Source organism: Pseudomonas fluorescens, from assembly GCF_902497875.1.
GTDB lineage: Bacteria > Pseudomonadota > Gammaproteobacteria > Pseudomonadales > Pseudomonadaceae > Aquipseudomonas > Aquipseudomonas fluorescens_BR.
This window is the reverse complement of record NZ_CABVHY010000031.1, coordinates 15,690-33,445: the sequence shown is the minus strand read 5'-3', so window position 1 is coordinate 33,445 and position 17,756 is coordinate 15,690. Positions and strand designations below refer to the sequence as shown.

Annotated in this window: 16 protein-coding genes and 1 pseudogene; 4 read left to right on the top strand and 13 right to left on the bottom strand. The window is 61.0% G+C overall.

Features of this window, described 5'->3' with window-relative positions; genetic code table 11:
- Nucleotides 1-159: 159 nt before the first annotated feature.
- The 3 genes and pseudogenes from F8N85_RS35875 to F8N85_RS26090 form a co-directional block, all read right to left on the bottom strand.
- On the bottom strand, nucleotides 160-1,023 hold the full coding sequence (locus tag F8N85_RS35875; RefSeq protein WP_412072511.1) for a methyl-accepting chemotaxis protein: 864 nt from the start codon (nucleotides 1,021-1,023) through the stop codon (nucleotides 160-162).
- Nucleotides 1,021-2,088 (bottom strand): annotated as a pseudogene (locus tag F8N85_RS35870) (HAMP domain-containing protein); the annotation flags it as partial. The gene F8N85_RS35875 and the pseudogene F8N85_RS35870, both read right to left, overlap by 3 nt.
- 441 nt (nucleotides 2,089-2,529) lie before the next feature.
- Nucleotides 2,530-2,811, bottom strand: a complete 282-nt coding sequence (locus tag F8N85_RS26090) for a GNAT family N-acetyltransferase (protein ID WP_150806396.1) — start codon at nucleotides 2,809-2,811, stop codon at nucleotides 2,530-2,532.
- 642 nt (nucleotides 2,812-3,453) lie between these two features.
- Between F8N85_RS26090 and oprI the strand changes: the two genes are divergently transcribed.
- Complete coding sequence (oprI, locus tag F8N85_RS26085; protein WP_003172710.1) at nucleotides 3,454-3,705, top strand: outer membrane lipoprotei OprI; 252 nt, start codon at nucleotides 3,454-3,456, stop codon at nucleotides 3,703-3,705.
- 127 nt (nucleotides 3,706-3,832) lie between these two features.
- Here the strand turns inward: oprI and F8N85_RS26080 are convergent, their stop codons facing one another.
- From F8N85_RS26080 to F8N85_RS26070, 3 genes are all read right to left on the bottom strand, one after another.
- Nucleotides 3,833-4,798 (bottom strand): L,D-transpeptidase family protein, encoded by a 966-nt coding sequence (locus tag F8N85_RS26080; protein ID WP_150806395.1) that lies wholly within the window; start codon nucleotides 4,796-4,798, stop codon nucleotides 3,833-3,835.
- A gap of 129 nt (nucleotides 4,799-4,927) precedes the next feature.
- Nucleotides 4,928-5,221, bottom strand: coding sequence for a hypothetical protein (locus tag F8N85_RS26075; RefSeq protein WP_150806394.1), 294 nt, complete (start codon nucleotides 5,219-5,221; stop codon nucleotides 4,928-4,930).
- A 55-nt stretch (nucleotides 5,222-5,276) separates the two neighbouring features.
- Nucleotides 5,277-5,882, bottom strand: a complete 606-nt coding sequence (locus F8N85_RS26070; protein ID WP_150806393.1) for an arylesterase — start codon at nucleotides 5,880-5,882, stop codon at nucleotides 5,277-5,279.
- Nucleotides 5,883-5,892: 10 nt separating this feature from the next.
- Between F8N85_RS26070 and F8N85_RS26065 the strand changes: the two genes are divergently transcribed.
- The gene (locus F8N85_RS26065; protein ID WP_150806392.1) at nucleotides 5,893-6,576 is read left to right on the top strand and encodes an ABC transporter ATP-binding protein; all 684 of its coding nucleotides are present in this window, start codon (nucleotides 5,893-5,895) and stop codon (nucleotides 6,574-6,576) included.
- Entirely contained in the window at nucleotides 6,576-9,080 is a 2,505-nt protein-coding gene (locus F8N85_RS26060) for an ABC transporter permease (protein WP_150806391.1), read from the top strand. The genes F8N85_RS26065 and F8N85_RS26060 overlap by 1 nt, the downstream gene beginning before the upstream one ends.
- Nucleotides 9,081-9,123: 43 nt before the next feature.
- On the opposite strand, the gene greB is transcribed toward F8N85_RS26060, so the two are convergent.
- The 6 genes from greB to F8N85_RS26030 form a co-directional block, all read right to left on the bottom strand.
- A complete protein-coding gene (gene greB / locus F8N85_RS26055) occupies nucleotides 9,124-9,597 on the bottom strand; it encodes a transcription elongation factor GreB (RefSeq protein WP_150806390.1) in 474 nt (157 codons plus the stop codon).
- 96 nt (nucleotides 9,598-9,693) lie between these two features.
- On the bottom strand, nucleotides 9,694-10,404 hold the full coding sequence (locus tag F8N85_RS26050; protein WP_150806389.1) for an NAD(P)H-dependent oxidoreductase: 711 nt from the start codon (nucleotides 10,402-10,404) through the stop codon (nucleotides 9,694-9,696).
- Between the two features lie 9 nt (nucleotides 10,405-10,413).
- Nucleotides 10,414-12,075: an ABC transporter ATP-binding protein gene (locus F8N85_RS26045; RefSeq protein ID WP_150806388.1), complete on the bottom strand. Its 1,662-nt coding sequence runs from the start codon at nucleotides 12,073-12,075 to the stop codon at nucleotides 10,414-10,416.
- A gap of 2 nt (nucleotides 12,076-12,077) precedes the next feature.
- A complete protein-coding gene (locus tag F8N85_RS26040; RefSeq protein WP_150806387.1) occupies nucleotides 12,078-12,905 on the bottom strand; it encodes an ABC transporter permease in 828 nt (275 codons plus the stop codon).
- A 3-nt stretch (nucleotides 12,906-12,908) separates the two neighbouring features.
- Nucleotides 12,909-13,868, bottom strand: a complete 960-nt coding sequence (locus tag F8N85_RS26035) for an ABC transporter permease (RefSeq protein ID WP_150806386.1) — start codon at nucleotides 13,866-13,868, stop codon at nucleotides 12,909-12,911.
- A gap of 69 nt (nucleotides 13,869-13,937) precedes the next feature.
- Nucleotides 13,938-15,539, bottom strand: coding sequence for an ABC transporter substrate-binding protein (locus F8N85_RS26030; protein ID WP_150806385.1), 1,602 nt, complete (start codon nucleotides 15,537-15,539; stop codon nucleotides 13,938-13,940).
- A gap of 176 nt (nucleotides 15,540-15,715) precedes the next feature.
- Between F8N85_RS26030 and F8N85_RS26025 the strand changes: the two genes are divergently transcribed.
- Entirely contained in the window at nucleotides 15,716-16,156 is a 441-nt protein-coding gene (locus tag F8N85_RS26025; RefSeq protein WP_128871508.1) for an Rrf2 family transcriptional regulator, read from the top strand.
- A 459-nt stretch (nucleotides 16,157-16,615) separates the two neighbouring features.
- Here the strand turns inward: F8N85_RS26025 and F8N85_RS26015 are convergent, their stop codons facing one another.
- Nucleotides 16,616-17,749 carry an MFS transporter gene (locus tag F8N85_RS26015; RefSeq protein ID WP_191636265.1) on the bottom strand — a complete coding sequence of 378 codons (1,134 nt, stop codon included), beginning with the start codon at nucleotides 17,747-17,749 and terminating at the stop codon, nucleotides 16,616-16,618.
- Nucleotides 17,750-17,756: the final 7 nt, after the last annotated feature.

The window sequence follows — 17,756 nt, the reverse complement described above, 5'->3', positions numbered from 1 at the left end:
TCGGGCGAAGCAGTCGCAAATCCTGCCTGCACGGCTTGTCTGGAATACCGAAGTGCCTGATTTTACGACTGCTGCGCAGCCGAACGCAGCCTTCGGCAGCTGCTACGGTTCGCGTAATGTCTTGAATGACTGCTCCTACCCTAATCCAAAGCTCGCACCCTACAACCGGAAATGCCCGACCATCCCTTTCAGCTCTGCCCCCAACTGTGCCAGTTCGACACTGGATGCGGCGTTGCCCTGCATCGCCAGGGACGATTGATCGGCACTGGCGCGGATGCTGGTCACGCTGCGGTTGATCTCTTCGGCCACTGAGCTTTGCTCTTCGGCAGCTGCCGCGATCTGCTGGTTCATCTGCTGGATCATCGACACTGCCGCGGCAATGCTGCCCAGCGCGCTTTCGGTCTGCAAAGCATCGCTGACCGCCAGTTTGACCAGCTCGCCGCTGCTCTGGATTTGCTGCACCGAAGCCTGCGCCGCCGAGCGCAAGGCGCTCACCAGCCGCTCGATTTCCTCGGTCGATTGCTGAGTACGCTTGGCCAGCGCTCGGACCTCGTCAGCCACCACCGCAAAGCCCCTGCCCTGCTCACCCGCACGCGCCGCTTCGATGGCCGCGTTGAGCGCCAGCAGGTTGGTTTGCTCGGCCACGCTCTTGATAACCCCAAGCACGGTGCCGATGTTTTGAATTTCCGCACTGAGGCTTTCGATGCTGGTGCTGGCCGAGGTGGCCGAATCCGCCAGCTGCTCTATGCGCTGCATACTCTGGCGGACCACCTGCTGACCACTCTCAACCTTGTCGTCGGCCTTCTGGGCTGCCTGCGCGGCCTCTTCGGCGTTGCGTGCCACATCATGCACAGTGGCAGTCATCTGGTTCATCGCGGTAGCGACCTGGTCGGTTTCTTCTTTCTGGCTGCTGACTTCGAGATTGGTTTGTTCGGTCACCGCCGACAGCGACTGGGCAGAGTTCGCCAACTGCTCGATGCCGGCCTGCAAGCCGCTGACAATGCTGCTGAGCCCCGCACCCATTTGCTGCATCGCCAGCATCAGTTGGCCGATTTCGTCACGTCGGGTGACCTCGACCGTCGCGCTGAGATCCCCCGCTGCTATTTGTTGCGCGACATGAATGACGCTACGCAGCGGCGCAACGATCAACCGGGTGATCACCCAGGCGGCGATCAATCCGACCAGCAGCGCCAGAGCCGACGAGCCGACAATCAGCATCGAGTTGTTTTTAAGCTCCACCTGCATCGACCGGTCTTCAGCCGCATACGCCTGATCGACCCGCTCGACCACTTGTGCGGCGCGCTCATGCAGTTGCAGGTAGACCTGTTTCTCTTGCGCCAGCAAACCGGTGTACTCGCCCAGCTTTTCGCTGAAACTGGCGATATGTCCGGCCACTTCGTTGAGGACAGTCTGATACCCCGCATCCTTGACCGCCGTCTTGAGCTGCTCGGCCTGAGCCAGCGCCTGCTCGGCCTGTTCGATCTTGCCTTGTCCTGCACTCTCGTCCTCGCCCTTGCGGCTCTGGTCCAGACGCACCCGTGCTTCATTCATAGCCTGCAGCATCAGCCGGGAGACCTGACTGACCTGATTGGCCTGTTCGATAAACTCAGCGCCCTCCTTGCCCTGGGATTCCTTCAGCGTGTAGGTGCCATCATCGGCCAGACCGGCCTGGAGCACATCGAGGTTGTTAGCGACACTGGAAACCGACCAGCTGGCCATTTCCAGCGCCAGGTCCTTGGCCTGGGCCAGCTCGACGAACTCATCGAAACTTTTTCTATAGGCGCCAAGCGCTTGCTCGACATCGTTCATCACCGGCACATTGGCGGTCGATTGCGCCTTGAGTTGCGTCGCCAGCGCGATCAGACCATCAACGCCTTCGTGTAAGGCATCGACGGTTTTCGGATCGCCATGCAAGGCATAATCCTGCTCCAGCAAGCGCACTTTAAGCAGGCTGCTATTGAGCGCTGACATTTGCTTGAGGCCATCGAAGCGCTGACTGATGGTTTGCAGGGACCATACGCCGATGGCCGCCACCACTGCCGTCAGCAGCAACACCAGAACAAACCCGACTCCCAGTTTTTTCGCCATACCGAGGTTGGCAAAACGTCCTTGCACGGCCGAAATCATTGCGCTCAATCCCCATCCAATGCCCAATGGCGCAAAGGCCATTTTCTAGTCATGCAGATTCGCAATGGGCTGCCCTTGAGCACAAGTCTCTGGCGTCTGAATAATGGCAAAAAGCTACGCTAACGTCGTTTTCAGGATGGTCGAGGTCGATCCGGCAGCGCCGTGGCGCGAAAAATCGCCCAGACTCTCTGGAGATGGGTGCAGGCCATTTTTGCCGACCTGCCGGGTGGTATAGCGACGCCCTGATTCAAACGCTGGCGAGGGCGAGGCATTTTTTCATGACAAAACGCCCCGGGCCAACAAGGCTCGGGGCGCTTTATAGATCAATGACCCTGGATCACAGGCCGCTACGCTCAGATAAACCACAATGCCGGACAAGCCCGGGATTACCGGCATGCCGGATCAGAGTTTCGCGGCATGCCGCTGGTGACGCTCCATGTAGCGTTCCACATAGGAGCACGACGGAATCACTGTGTAGCCCATTTGCTCCGCGTACTCGAGAGCCTGCTCGGTCAGCGCAGCCGCTATTCCGCGACCACGCAGGGCGTTGGGCACGAACGTCCGATAGATGTCCAGGGTCTGCTTACCCAGGTCCATATAGGTCAGGTAGGCACGATGACCGTCCACACTGGTCTCGAACTGATGACCGGCCTGGTCATGGTGGATGGACAACGCCTCGCTCATCACTACTCCTCGCGGGTCTTGAATTCTGACCCCTACCTTACCGATGTTTTTCCGGCGAAGGAACATCTACGCCACCCCGTGCCTGTCTGGACACCGAGAAGAGCTTACCGATCTCGCACAGCCGAGCACGTTTCAAATAGTAGGCACTATTGCTGAAATTGCTCAAGGCGCGCTCGTCATCGAGTAGCTCCCGGGGGTACAGCGCGGTACGCGTAGAGGCGACCCGACCCGGGATTGCCTGGTCGACAGCCTGCATTGCCGGATGTTGAGTCTTAAGACGAACGCCCCTTCTTAAAGTCACCTCTACAGGAACAAAGATACGTGAAGCGCCCCGCAGATTCCGAACAAAAGTGTAGACCGATCAATAAAGACCGACTTTCATCAACAATCTGAAACAACCCCGGACAGCAGCGCCAGCTTATGCTAGACATAGTAGCGGCTCGCCCAGCGCGGGCCTCACAGCTGCATACTTTTTATACAGATTAATGAATAGTTGCTCGAAAAAGAATCAGGGCTTAGAATTTTTACTGCTTCTTGCGCCAACTCAGTTTACTTACTACAAGTAATGGGTAGTATGTACGCCGGCTATTTCCTCACTCTGAGGAGATCGCTACTAATAGAAAGTCCTTGAAGGGGAACACGATGAACAACGTTCTGAAATTCTCTGCTCTGGCTCTGGCCGCAGTTCTGGCTACCGGTTGCAGCAGCGTCTCTAAAGAAACCGAAGCACGTCTGACTGCTACTGAAGACGCAGCAGCTCGCTCCCAGGCCCGTGCAGACGAAGCCTATCGTAAAGCTGATGAAGCTCTGGCTGCTGCTCAAAAAGCACAACAGACTGCTGACGAAGCTAACGAGCGTGCTCTGCGCATGCTGGAAAAAGCTAGCCGCAAGTAATAGTCCCTCGGGATTGTTATCAAGCCGATCCATTCTTGGATCGGCTTTTTTATTGCACGGCATTTCTGCCGACAATAAAAAACCCGCCGTAGCTGTCAAGCTGCGGCGGGCTGTTTTCAAGCCGTTACTATTGCAGATCGATCGGCACGCTGGTGACCATGGGCGCACTGCCCGGTACGGCAATCTCTACTGGAAGACCGTCTTCAGCGGCCACCACATCACGCACCACATCCCAGTTCATGCGCACGTTATTGGCCAGGTCTTCGCGCTTGAGCAAGGCATTGATCACCGCCGTGTGCTTGTCGACGACCGACGGATTACCGCTGTCATCCAGCGGCGTATGCGCTTCCAGATAGACCTTGCCGCCACTGATACCGAATTTGTACGGATCGCTGACGATGCGCACCGAAGTGCCCACTGGCACCATGCCAGCCATTTCCAGCACGTTATTGTTGAACATACGGAAGCAGCCATGGCTGGTACGCATGCCGATACCGAACTTCTTGTTCGAACCGTGGATCAGGTAACCCGGAGTGCCCAGAGTGAACTTGAACGGCCCCAGCGGATTGTCCGGACCGGCCGGCACGACGTTTGGCAACGGGTCGCCATCGGCAAGGTGCTCGGCCTTGATCGAGGCCGGAGGGGTCCAGGTCGGGTTGGGGGTTTTGGCGACGATACTGGTGTGAGCAATCGGCGAGCCCCAGCCTTCACGACCGATACCCAGCGGAAAGGTGTAAACCACGTCCCGGCCTTTGGGGTAGTAGTACAGGCGGTATTCAGCCAGGTTGATCACGATGCCTTCACGCGGACCCGACGGCAGGATGAAACGCGTCGGCAGCACCACCTCGGTGCCCGCACCCGGCAACCATGGGTCGACACCCGGGTTGGCCGCAACCATTTCCAGATAGCCCAGGTCGTAGGTCGTGCCCAGGTCAGCGAAGGTATCTTCGTACTTGGCCTTGATCACTTGCACCTGACCGACGATATCTTCGCCCGGTGGCGGTAAAGGCAGCTCCAGGGCTGCAACGGGGCCGGCAACACACAGTGCGGCAAGAGACAGGCAGCGGGTGACGGCAGGAAAACGCGGCAACATCCGGAAAATCCTTCGCATGATCAACGGGTAAAAAAAAGGATTGTACACCGCCAACCGCCGCTTCGGGAGCCAAGGCGACGAGGCCCGGGTTGCACACAGCCGGTACAGGCTGCGCCCTAAGGCGCCAGGTTACAGCTCGAAACGCAATTCCGGCCAGATCGGCGAGGTGCCGCGCTTCTGCGACTCGAGGATCGCCCGACACAGCGAACACAGGCGCTGGTCCTGGAAAACCGTGCGGTCGACGGGCGACCAGCGCGGCTGAGCCGGCAACAAGGTGCCGCACAGCGTACGGTCGGCCGAGCCGCCCAGTTCCAGTTGACGCGTCACCAGATGCACCCGGACTTCCTGGCAGGCGAACAGATCCAGCTGTTCATCAGGCTCGATCAGTTGGTAGGCAAACAGGGACCAGGCGGGACGCGGCATCGGGGGCTCCAAATCGGGGCGCCACCTTAGCCGAAAGATTGCTTGTAGAAAAGTGTCAAAGCAGCGGTTTTAGCGTCGGCCAGACATTTTCCAGCAACTTGCCCTGGGCCACGGCCGCCGGGTGAATGCCATCGGCCTGCATCAGCTCGGGGTTGCCGCCCACACCCTCGAGAAAAAACGGTACCAGCGGGATATTTTTCTCCTCGGCGAGCTTGCGGTAGACCTCGGCAAAAGCCTGGGTGTACCGCACACCATAATTAGGCGGCAACTGCATGCCGAGCAGCAGCACTTTGGCACCGCTGGCCCGGGAGCTGTCGATCATCGACGCAAGATTTTGTTGCAATTGCGTTGGCAGCTGACCACGCAAGCCGTCATTGCCACCCAGTTCGAGGATCACCAGTTGCGGCTTATGCTCTGCAAGCAGCGCAGGCAGGCGCGCCTGGCCGCCCGCACTGGTGTCACCGCTGATGGAGGCATTGACCACTTTAGCGGTGAAACCTTCGCTCCTGAGCCTCTGCTCGAGCAGGGATACCCAGCCCAAGCGGGTATCCAGGCCGAAAGCCGCGCTGATACTATCGCCAACGATCAGGACAGTACCCGCCGCTGCGTTCTGGGCCATGCAAATCAGGGCCAGGCCAGCACTCAACAACCACACACGCATCGGACTCTCCATGGGCGCAAGCATTCTCACAGCGCGCAACCTTAGCAAAGTGGTTCCCAGCGCGGAAGGTGAACTGACCATCCTGCACGAACTCAGCCTGGAACTGAACCAGGGCGACAGCCTGGCCATCGTCGGTGCCTCCGGTTCCGGTAAATCCACCCTGCTCGGCCTGCTCGCCGGTCTCGACCTGCCCAGCAGCGGCGAAGTGGTGCTTGCCGGTCAGGCCCTGAGCATCCTCGACGAAGATCAGCGCGCGCGGATCAGGGCCGAGCATGTCGGGTTCGTGTTCCAGTCCTTCCAGCTGCTCGACAGCCTCAACGCCCTGGAAAACGTCATGCTGCCGCTGGAACTGGATGGCCGCAAGGACGCCCGCGAACGCGCCAGGGAGCTGCTGGAACGGGTTGGCCTGGGGCAACGCCTGAGTCACTCGCCGCGCCAGCTCTCCGGTGGAGAACAGCAACGGGTGGCGATTGCCCGTGCATTTGCCGCGCAACCCACCGTGCTGTTCGCCGATGAGCCGACCGGCAATCTCGACAGCCACACGGGCGAGCGCATCAGCGACTTGCTCTTCGACCTCAACAAAGAAAGCGGCACGACCCTGGTACTGGTGACTCACGACGAACGCCTGGCCCATCGCTGCCGACGCCTGATCCGCCTTGAAGCCGGCCTGCTGGTCGTCCCCCTGGAGCCTTGATGGCACGTTTGCCGCTGTTGCGCCTGTTCAGCCTCGCCATCCGCCAATTACTGCGCGATGCCCGCGCCGGCGAACTGCGGGTGCTGTTCTTCGCCTTGCTGGTCGCGGTGGCGGCGAGTACCGCCATCGGCTATTTCGGCGCTCGCCTGAACGGTGCCATGCTGTTGCGCGCGACCGAGTTTCTCGGCGCCGACCTGCTGCTCGAAGGCAGCTCGCCAGCGCGGCCGGAACAGATTCAACGCGGCATCGAGCTGGGCCTGGAACATGCCAAGGTGGTCGAGTTCTCCAGCGTCATCGCCACGGATAACGGCATCCAGCTTTCCAGTGTCAAAGCCGCCGACGACGCCTACCCGTTACGCGGCGAGCTCAAAAGTGCCGATGCCCCCTACGCCCCGGAAATAGTCGGCGGCGGCCCGAAACCCGGTGAAGCCTGGGCCGAGGCCCGGCTGTTGCCGGCGCTGAATCTGAAAATCGGTGACAGCATCGATGTAGGCGTGAAAACCCTGCGCCTGACCCGGGTGCTCACCTACGAACCGGATCGCGCCGGCAATTTCTACAGCCTGACGCCGAGGGTGCTGATCAATCTGGCAGACCTCGAAGCCACCGGCGTGGTGCAACCCGGAAGTCGGGTCAGCTACCGTGAACTCTGGCGCGGAGCGGCACCCGAGCTGGAAAGCTATCGCAAATCGATCGAACCCGGCCTGGCCGCCAACCAGCGATTGCAGGACGCCCGCGACGGCAATCGGCAGATCGGCGGAGCCTTGGGCAAGGCCGAACGTTACTTGAACATGGCCAGCCTGGTAGCGGTGTTGCTTGCCGGCGTGGCAGTCGCGCTTTCCGCCACACGCTTCGCCACCCGACGCTTCGATGCCAGCGCGCTGTTGCGCTGCCTGGGATTGTCGCGCCGGGAAACCCTGCTGTTGTTCAGTGTGCAGCTGACCGTGCTCGGGCTGCTGGCCAGCCTCTGCGGTGCCCTGCTCGGCTGGCTGGCACAGCACGGCTTGTTCTACCTGTTACATGACCTGCTGCCGAACGATGTCCCGCCGGGTGGGCTGCTGCCGGCATTCGCCGGGATCGGCACCGGACTGGTGGCCCTGGCCGGGTTTGCCCTGCCGCCATTGGCGGCCCTGGGGCGTGTTCCTCCGCTACGGGTATTGCGCCGGGACTTGCTGCCTATCCCGTCGAGCACCTGGATGGTCTATGGCGCGGCATTGGCGGCGCTGGCACTGATCATGTGGCGGCTGAGCCTGGACCTGCTGCTGACCTTCGCCCTGCTCGGCGGCGGGGTGGTTGCCGCGCTGCTGCTCGGCGGCCTGTTGCTACTGTTACTGCAAAGCCTGCGCCGGTTGCTGGCGGGCGCGCCGCTACCGTGGCGCCTGGGGCTGGGCCAGTTGCTGCGCCATCCGCTGGCGGCAGCCGGACAATCGCTGGCATTCGGTCTGATTCTACTGTCGATGGGCTTGATCGCCCTGCTACGCGGCGAGCTGCTGGACACCTGGCAGAATCAGTTGCCGAAAAACGCCCCCAACTATTTCGCGCTGAATATCCTGCCGGCCGATAAAGAAGCCTTCACCACCCGATTGATAGAGCTGTCCGCCAATTCGGCGCCGCTTTATCCCGTGGTACCGGGGCGGCTGATCAGCATCAATGGCGAACCGGTGCAACAAATCGTCAGCAAGGAATCCAGTGGCGACCGCGCCATTCAGCGCGATCTGAGTCTGACCTGGGCGGCCGAGCTGCCGACGGGCAACGCCATCACCGAAGGCGCCTGGTGGTCGCAACAGCCTTCGGGCGAGGTACCGGGGGTTTCGGTCGAAGCCCAAGTGGCCGAAAGCCTCAAGCTGAAACTGGGCGATCACATGATCTTCACCGTCGGCGGGGTTAATCGCGAAGCCGTGGTCAGCAGTCTGCGCACGGTCAACTGGGACAACTTCCAGCCCAACTTCTTCATGATCTTCCAGCCGGGGACCTTGAAGGATCTGCCTGCCACCTACCTGACCAGCTTCTATCTGGCCGCCGGACACGACCAGCAAATCATCGACCTGTCGCGGGCGTTCCCGGCAGTGACCATTCTTCAGGTCGAAGCCTTGCTCGCACAGCTGCGCAGCATTCTCGACCAGGTCACCCTGGCGGTGGAGTATGTGTTGCTGTTCGTGCTCGCGGCGGGCATGGCAGTGCTGTTTTCCGGCTTGCAGGCGACCCTGGATGAACGCATTCGTCAAGGCGCCCTGCTGCGGGCCCTGGGCGCGGAGCGGCAACTGCTGGTCAAGGCGCGGCGTATCGAGTTCGGTCTGCTGGGTGCGGTCAGCGGCCTGCTGGCAGCCCTCGGTTCGGAGCTGGTGAGCCTGGTGCTTTACCGCTTTGCGTTCGATCTGCCCTGGCACCCGCATCCGTGGTTGCTGCTGTTGCCGGTGATCGGCGCGGTGCTGGTGGGCGGTGCCGGGGTATTCGGCACGCGACGGGCCTTGAACGCCAGCCCGCTGACCGTGCTGCGCGAGGGTTGACGGGTTCGGGCCGGGCGCCATGAGCGCCGGCCCGAGCGACAATCTATTTGATGTATTCGATCTTGTTCACCCACCACTCCATGTCGCCATGGGGAGTCGGCACAACGAAGTCGTCTCCGACCTCTTTTTTCAGCAACGCACGCGCCATGGGCGAATCGATGGAGATGTAATCCATGCGCTCATAAATCTCGTCGTAGCCGACGATGCGAAAGCGTTTGGTTTCACCGGCTTCGTTTTCAATCTCGACCCAGGCACCGAAGAACACCCGCCCCTCCTGCTCGGGTGAGTACTCCACCACGCGCATGTCTTCCAGGCGCTTGCGGATGTAACGGACCCGGCGGTCGATCTCCCTCAGCAGCTTCTTGTTGTACTGATAGTCGGCGTTCTCGCTTCGATCGCCCAGGGAAGCCGCCCAAGTGACCTTGCGGGTGGTGTCGGGACGTTTCTCTCGCCAAAGGTAATCCAGCTCCTTTTTCAGGGCCTCATGGCCCTCCTTCGTGATTATTTTCGTGCTCAATGGACTACTCGCTGTTCCTGGTGCGCAGGCCAGCTTACCACCCGAAAGTTTGCTGCAAACCCGGAGCTCGCAGCATTTTCTTCTTCCAGATACCGCTCAAGCGTTCCTGGCCAATGGATACAGCGCCTCATCGAACTGCGACAGGCGCGGGAACTCGATGGGCTGATCATCGGCGACGTTTTCCAGGCGCTGCCGATAGCTCTGCAGGAAGTCCTTGCGCGCCTCGTCGCTGATATAGGGCACATGCCAGGCCACGAATGGCTCCAACACCTCGAAGCCGACGTAGGCCAGCGTGCCGCGCAGGATCGGTCGCAGCATGTCCTCCAGCGGGCCATGAATCGCCCCGTCGCCGAACATGTGTTCGCGGCCGCCCAGGGTCACCGTCACCAGCGCCTTCTTGCCGCTGAGCCCGCCCTGATCATAGAAGCGCTTGCCGCCGTAGCAGACTCCCGATACCAGTACCCGGTCGATCCAGCCCTTGAGTATCGCCGGCGCCGAGAACCAGAAAATCGGGAAGTTCAGGATCAGCAGGTCGGCCCACAGCAGCTTGTCCAGTTCTTGCTGGATATCCGCCGCCAGCGACTGGCTTTTAACACCCAGCCGCTGCTCCAGGGCATAGACCAGATAGTCCGGATTCTCCCGTGAGGAGAAGTCCTCGGCGCTGGCCACCGGGTTCCAGTTCATCGCATACAGGTCACTGACCTGCACTTCATGCCCCTGGGCCTTCAAGGTTGCTACCGCTTGATCGCGCAGGGCGGCGGTGAAAGAGTTTGGCTCGGGATGGGCGTGGACGATCAGTACTTTCATGGCAATTCCTTAGACGATTTCAAGCTTGGAAGGCGTTGGTTGGCCAGCGCGCTGGGCGAGCAGGTGATCCAGCCAGTCCGGGTCCATTTCCGGTTCGGATGAAAACAGCAGGCCGGTGTAGTCCTGATGCGGCGGGGTGAAGATCGCGCTGCGGGAGCCGTGGTCGACCACCCTTCCGCGCTGCATCACCACCACTTCATCGGCGATCGCTCGCACGGTGGCGACATCGTGAGTAATGAACAGGTAAGCGACACCGAGCTGCTGCTGAATACGATTGAGTAACTTCAGAACGCCCTCGGCCACCAGTTGATCGAGTGCCGAGGTCACTTCGTCGCAAATGATCAACTGCGGATCGGCCGCCAGCGCCCGGGCAATGCAGATGCGTTGCTTCTGCCCACCGGACAACTCACGGGGCTGACGCTCCATGAACGTCGCCGGATCCAGCTCGATCATTTCCAGCAACTCGGCGACCCGCGTGCGCAGGGCCTTGCCCTTCAGACCGAGGTAAAACGTCAGCGGTCGACCGATGATGTCGACGATCCGCTGACGAGGATTCAAGGCGGTGTCCGGGATCTGGTAGATCATCTGGACCCGTCGCAACTGCTCCTTGCTGCGCTGACGGAAGTCCGCCGGCAGGGGTTCGCCGCCATACAGCACCTGACCGGAAGTCGGTGGCAGCAGGCCGGTAATCAACCGCGCCGTCGAACTCTTGCCACTGCCGGACTCACCGATCACTGCCAGTGTCTGGCCGCGATACAGGCTCAGCGAAACATCGTGCAGCACCGGCTGATGACCGTAGCTGGCGCAGGCCTGGCGCAACTCCAGCAATGGTACTTCCTGTTGCGGGCACGGCTTGGGTTCGGTGCGAAAACTGCGCACTGCCCACAGTGACTTGGTGTAGTCCTCCTGCGGGTCGCGGAGCATTTTGCGGGTCTCGGCTTCCTCCACCAGCTTGCCGTGGCGCAGCACCATGATGCGGTCGGCCATTTGCGCGACGACTGCCAGGTCATGGCTGATATAGATCGCCGCACTGCCAAATTGCGCCACCGCGTCGCGAATCGCCGCCAGCACTTCGATTTGGGTGGTGACGTCGAGGGCAGTGGTCGGTTCGTCGAAGATGATCAGGTCCGGATGGCAGGCCATGGCCATGGCGGTCATCACCCGTTGCAGTTGCCCACCCGACACCTGATGCGGATAACGTTGGCCAATCTGCTCGGGATTCGGCAGCCGCAGTACGCGGTACAGCTCCACCGCTTCGGCTTCGGCCTGAGCGCGGCTGATGCCACCATTGTTGACCGCCGTTTCCACGTGTTGATCGATCAGCCGATGCGCCGGGTTGAACGATGCCGCGGCACTTTGCGCCACATAAGCAATGCGCAGCCCACGCAGTTTGCGCAGGGTTTCGGGCTTGGCCTGCAACAGTTCCATACCGTCGAAGCGCACCGAGCCGCCAGTAATCTTGCAGCCGTCACGGGCATAACCCATGGCCGCCAGGCCCAGGGTCGACTTGCCAGCACCCGACTCGCCGATCAGGCCCAGCACCTCGCCGCGTTGCAGCGTCAGGTCGATGCCTTTGATCAGCGGATGCCAGGCGTCTTCGTAATGACCTTCGATATGCAGGTCGCGGATTTCCAGCAGCGGCTGGTCGTTGTTATGCGAGGGTTTGTGCATGTTCAGCACTCCTTGAGGCCGCTGGATTTGTGCAGCATCCAGTCAACGACGAAGTTGACGCTTACCGTAATCAACGCCACTGCCAGAGCCGGCAGCAGCGGGCTGATGTCGCCGAAAGTAATCAGCACCGCGTTGTCCCGGACCATGCTGCCCCAGTCGGCAGTCGGTGGCTGAATGCCCAGGCCGAGGAATGACAGCGCACTGATAAACAGAAAGACGAAACAGAAACGCAGGCCGAATTCGGCAATCAACGGCGCGGCGGCGTTGGGCAGCACTTCACGGGTCACCAGCCACCACAAGCCCTCGCCCCGCAGCCGCGCCGCCTCGACGAAGTCCTGAACCACCACGTTCATCGCCACCGCTCGTGACAGACGAAACACCCGGGTGGCATCCAGCAGCGCGATCACCAACACCAGGGAGGTGGCCGTGGTGCCGACCACACTGAGAATCAGCAAGGCGAAGATCAGTTGCGGAATGGCCATCAGGATGTCGACTATTCGCGACAAACCTTGATCGACCCAACCGCCCTTGATCGCCGCGATCAAACCGCAAAAACCACCGAGCAGAAACGCCAGCACCGTGGTGAGAAAGGCGATGCCAAGGGTGTTGCGGGCGCCATACACCAGCCGGCTGAACATGTCGCGCCCGAGGTTGTCGGTACCCAGCAGGAACTGCCCGCTCCAGGGTGCAAAGCCCTCGCCGACCACTTCGGTTTCGCCATAGGGCGCCAGTACCGGAGCGAACAGCGCCACCAGGATGTAAACAACGATGACCAGAATCCCGAACTTCGCACTCAGCGGTGCCCGGACCAGTTCTTTGAGCAGGCTCATGTTCTACCCCTTCGGATGCATCAGGCGTGGATTGCTGGCGATGGACAGCACATCGGCCGTGGTATTGAGCAGGATGTAGGTCGCGGCAAAGATCAGGCTGCAGGCCTGGACCACCGGAATGTCGCGTTTGGCCACCGAATCCACCAGCAACTGGCCAAGGCCCGGATAGACGAACACCACCTCGACCACCACCACGCCGACCACCAGGTACGCGAGGTTCAATGCCACCACGTTGACGATCGGTGCCAGCGCGTTGGGCAAGGCATGCCGGAAGATAATCCGCGACTGACTGATGCCCTTGAGCCGGGCCATTTCGATATAGGGGCTGGCCAGCAGGTTGATCAAGGACGCGCGGGTCATGCGCATCATCTGCGCGATCACCACCAAGCTCAGGGTCGCCACCGGCAGCACCGAACGTTCCAGCACCGTGCCGAAGGACGCATCCGGCGCCAGATTGGAGATACTCGGGAACCAGTTGAGCTTCACCGCAAACAGCAGAATCAACAGGTAGGCGACGAAGAATTCCGGGAACGACACCGCACTCAGTGCCGAGGTGTTGAGCAGGCGATCGAACCAGCTGTTGCGGTACAAGGCCGCGAGCATCCCCAGCACCAGCGCCAACGGCACCGACACCAGTGCCGCCAATGCCGCCAGACTGAGCGTATTGCCCAACCGCGTGCCGATCAGCTCGGCGATCGGCCGCTGGTTGGCCAGCGAGACCCCGAGGTCACCTTGCAGCAGTTGCCAGATCCACTGCACAAAGCGGGTAAGTGGCGGCAAGTCCAGCCCCAGCTGGGCACGGAAGGCCGCCACGGTTTCGGCCGTCGCCGACTGCCCGAGCATGGCCTGGGCGATATCGCCCGGCAGCATGCCGACCGCCAGAAAAATAATCACCGACACCGCAAACAGCGACAACAGGCCCAGGGCCAGACGCTGCAACAGCAACTTGAAAATACTATTCACCGCAGAATCCTCCGGGATTGCACAGGGATCGCCGACCTGCGCACAGGTCGGCCATCAACGATCAGATGCTCAGGCTTGCCACCAGCGCTCGATGACCCGCAGACCATCCAGTTCGCCGTACGGTGCGGTGAGTTCGCCATGACTGACGCGTTTCGAGCGGGCGGCCACGGAGCTGGCGAACAACGGCACAATCGCCCCGCCATCGTCGCGGCACAGCGCCTGCATTTCGTTGTACATCTCGCGGCGCAGCGGATCGTTCATCTCGCCTCGGGCGGCGTTCAGCAACTGGTTGAAGCGCCCGTTGTCCCAATGGGTTTCGTTCCAGGCAGCGCCTTTGGCGTAACCAATGCTGAACATACGGTCGGCGGTCAGGCTGCTGTACCAGAACGAAGTGGTGAAGGGTTGCTTCATCCAAACGTTGGAGAAGAAGCCGTCCGCCGGCTCGCGCACTACATCGATATCGATCCCCGCCTGGCGCGCCTGCTCCTTGAACAACACCGAGGCGTCCACCGCGCCGGTATAAGCAGCATCGGACGCTTGCAGGCGCACCTTGAGCGACTCGACGCCGGCCTTGCGCAGGTGGAAACGCGACTTGTCCGGGTCATAGCTGCGCTGCTCCAGAGCAGTATTGATGAAGCGGCTGCCGGGCTGGATCGGATGATCGTTACCGACCAGACCATAGCCGTGCAGTATCGAAGCCAGCAGGGTTTCACGGTTAATGGCGTATTTCATCGCCAGGCGGATGTCGTTGTTCTTGAAGTCCTGGCTGTCGCACAGCATCGGGAAGGTGTAGTGCTGCGCGCCCTTGGTTTCTTCGATCACCATGTTCGGATTGCGCTTGAGCAGCGCCACGGTTTTCAGGTCGACCTTGTTGATCACATCGACTTGCCCGGTGACCAGCGCATTGATCCGCGCCGCGCCGTCGGCAATGCCAATCAACTCGGCGCTGGCGAAATGCGCCCGGCCTGGTTTCCAGTAATCGGGGCTGCGTTCCAGTGCCATGCGCACGCCCGGATCGAATGCCTTGAGGCGATAACCGCCGGTGCCGACCCCCGCTCGCCAATCGGCAACACCGTCTTTGCTCGGCATGATCACCAAATGGTAATCGGCCACCACATAGGAGAAGTCGGCGTTACCCGAATGCAGCTCGAAGACCACCGCATCGGTGCCCTGTGCGCGCACCTGGGCGACATCCCCGAGAACGGTCTTGGCCGCCGAGGTGGACTTCTCGCCCAGGTGGTGATTGATCGACGCCACGACGTCTTCGACGGTCAGGCTCTTGCCGTTGTGGAAGGTCACGCCCTGGCGCAGTTTGAAGGTCCAGATCCGCGCATCCGGCGACGATTCCCAGCTCTGCGCGAGCTCGGGAATCGCTGTGCCATCCACGGCAATTTCGCTCAGGGTGTTGTACACCGCCGAGAAGCCGACGAAGGTGAACGTATCGCTCCAGGAACCCGGGTCCAGCGAGTCGGTGGTGCTGCCACCCGCCAGGCCAAGGCGCAGCACACCGCCCGGCTTCGGCGTCGCTTCCTGGGCAAAGGCCCCGAACGGCAGGCCGATGGAAAACGCAGCGGCCACCAGACCGGCGGCGGCGCTGCCTTTGAGGAAATCCCGTCGGGGGAGATTGCACTCATGAATTGCTTGAGTAATCTTGTTTTTGTTATCGCTCATTGCATTGCCCCTGATCAGTAGCAGAGAAAATGATTCGAAGGTCCTACCGAAGCTGCTAGTATTCCTAATTGTTACCGTAACAAATACATTAACGACTTCACAACGTAAATTCCATGCCCTGACGGGTATTTTTCATCGATGGAATAATCCGGTTTTTACAGGGAGCCTTTCGCCTCATGAGCCAGTCGACCCGATTGATCACCGCTTCTTACATCCTGTCGTTCGTTGCCGCCAACGCACCGCAGAAGCTGCGCACCGAAACCATTGCCAAGTGGGTAAAGACCCATCCGACACGGGTGCGCAACCTGGTTTCGCAGATGGTCAAGGCCGACATTCTCAAGTCCTATCGCGGCGCCAAGGGCGGGCTGACCCTGGCCAGACCGGCGAATGAAATCACCCTGCGCGAGGTCTATGACGCGGTGCAGGAAAGCTCGCTGATCGCCGAGAAAATCGACAACCCGTTCTCCGGCATGGAAGACCATTGCAAGGTCTTCGAAGTGTTCACCCGGCTGTTCGCCATGCTGGAAAACAACATGCGCCTGGATCTTGGAAGCATCACCGCCGACCAGTTGTTCGTGGCCTTCGATACCCCATTGGAAAACCGCGATAGAGCCTGATATCGGACGATCTTTTGGGTGGCGTCGCACTGCAAAGATCAAAAGATCGCAGCCTGCGGCAGCTCCTACAAGGGCATCGCGTGCGCCGGAAAACAGGTCGGCTGTCAGCCCGCCTCGCTTTGGCTTTTGATCTGGTTTTTGATCTACCCGCCCCTTCGGCAGGCCGAGTGGAGGCGTTCATCAGGGGGGCGCGAAGCGCCGTCAGCGCAGCTGACTCCGCCGCATTGCGGCGCCCCCTGATGGACGCCGGAGCGAGGGAACACCGAGCCTTGGCGAGGTGCCGTACGCTCGGGACGAGACCTTTGCTTCCTTTGGGCTGGGCCGGCACTCCGGCGATTGCCAAAGGGAGTCGCTGTAAAAGCGAAACCATAAGTGGCCGTTACCGCAGAAATGGATATGTACACCCTCAAGAGCCAGGCCGGCTGTCAGGCCGCCTTCGCGGGTAAAGCCCACACACATCTACGGGATCGCTGTTTCAACGCAGGATTGCGTCCGTGGCTCACGCACCAGCCAACCGAGCATCACCGCGCACAACGCACAAAAGCCATACAGCGCCCGCCCACCGAACAACTCCATCGCCGCCCCGGCAAACAACGGACCGATGCTGGAGCCCAAACCGAAAGCCACGAGCATGGTCGCCGCCAGCGACACCCGTTCATGGCTTTCAACCCGGTCATTGGCCAGGCCCAGCGCCAGCGGGTACAGCGAGAACTGCACCAGCCCGATCGCAAAACCACAGCCCAGCAACAAAGGCAGGCTGACCGGCGTCCACAGCAACGGCAAGCAACTCAACGCCAGAATCAGCGCAAACAAGCGAATCAATCGCGGCCGGGGAAAACGGTCGGACAAAAGCCCCAACGGGAACTGCGCCAACAATCCAGCCGCCAGGCAGGTCGCCATAAACAGCCCGACCGCCCCTGGATCCAGCCCCTGCTGGCTGGCGTAAACCGGCGCCAGGCCATGGAAGGCCCCGGAAAGCAGCCCGGTCAGCAGGATCGTCAACAGCGCCTGGGGAATCCGTCGCACAAACCCCAGCGGTCGCAGCCGGGCCTGCGGTGTAACGCTGGTCGGCGGCAGACGCTGGGTAAAACTGACGGGCACCAGACACAGGGCGAAGCAGATCACTACCAGGTCGAGCAACGCCCGACTGGCCGCGCCATCCAGGCTCAGACCCAGCTGGCCACCGATCAACCCGAGGAAAGAGGCGGTCATGTACCAGGCCAACACCCTGCCCCGCTGTCCATTGGGGGCCTGCTCGTTGAGCCAGCTTTCCAGCACGATGTACATGGTCATCAGCGCCAACCCGACCAGAAACCGTAACAACAGCCAGAGCGGCAACCAGTTGCTGAAGTCATGGCCCAGGCTTGCCGCGATCGCCAGCGCGCCGCATAAGGCAAAGGCCCGCACATGACCCAGGCGGGCCACCAGCCAGTAGCCGCTAAGCCCACCGACTACCAGCCCGAGCGCATTCACCGCCATCAGCGAGCCAATTACCAGACCGCTATTGCCCAGCGCCACCATGCGCAAGGCGACCCAGGAATTGAGCAACCCCGCGGCCACCTGCAACAGCAGGGTGGCCAGGTACAACGCCATAAAGGCC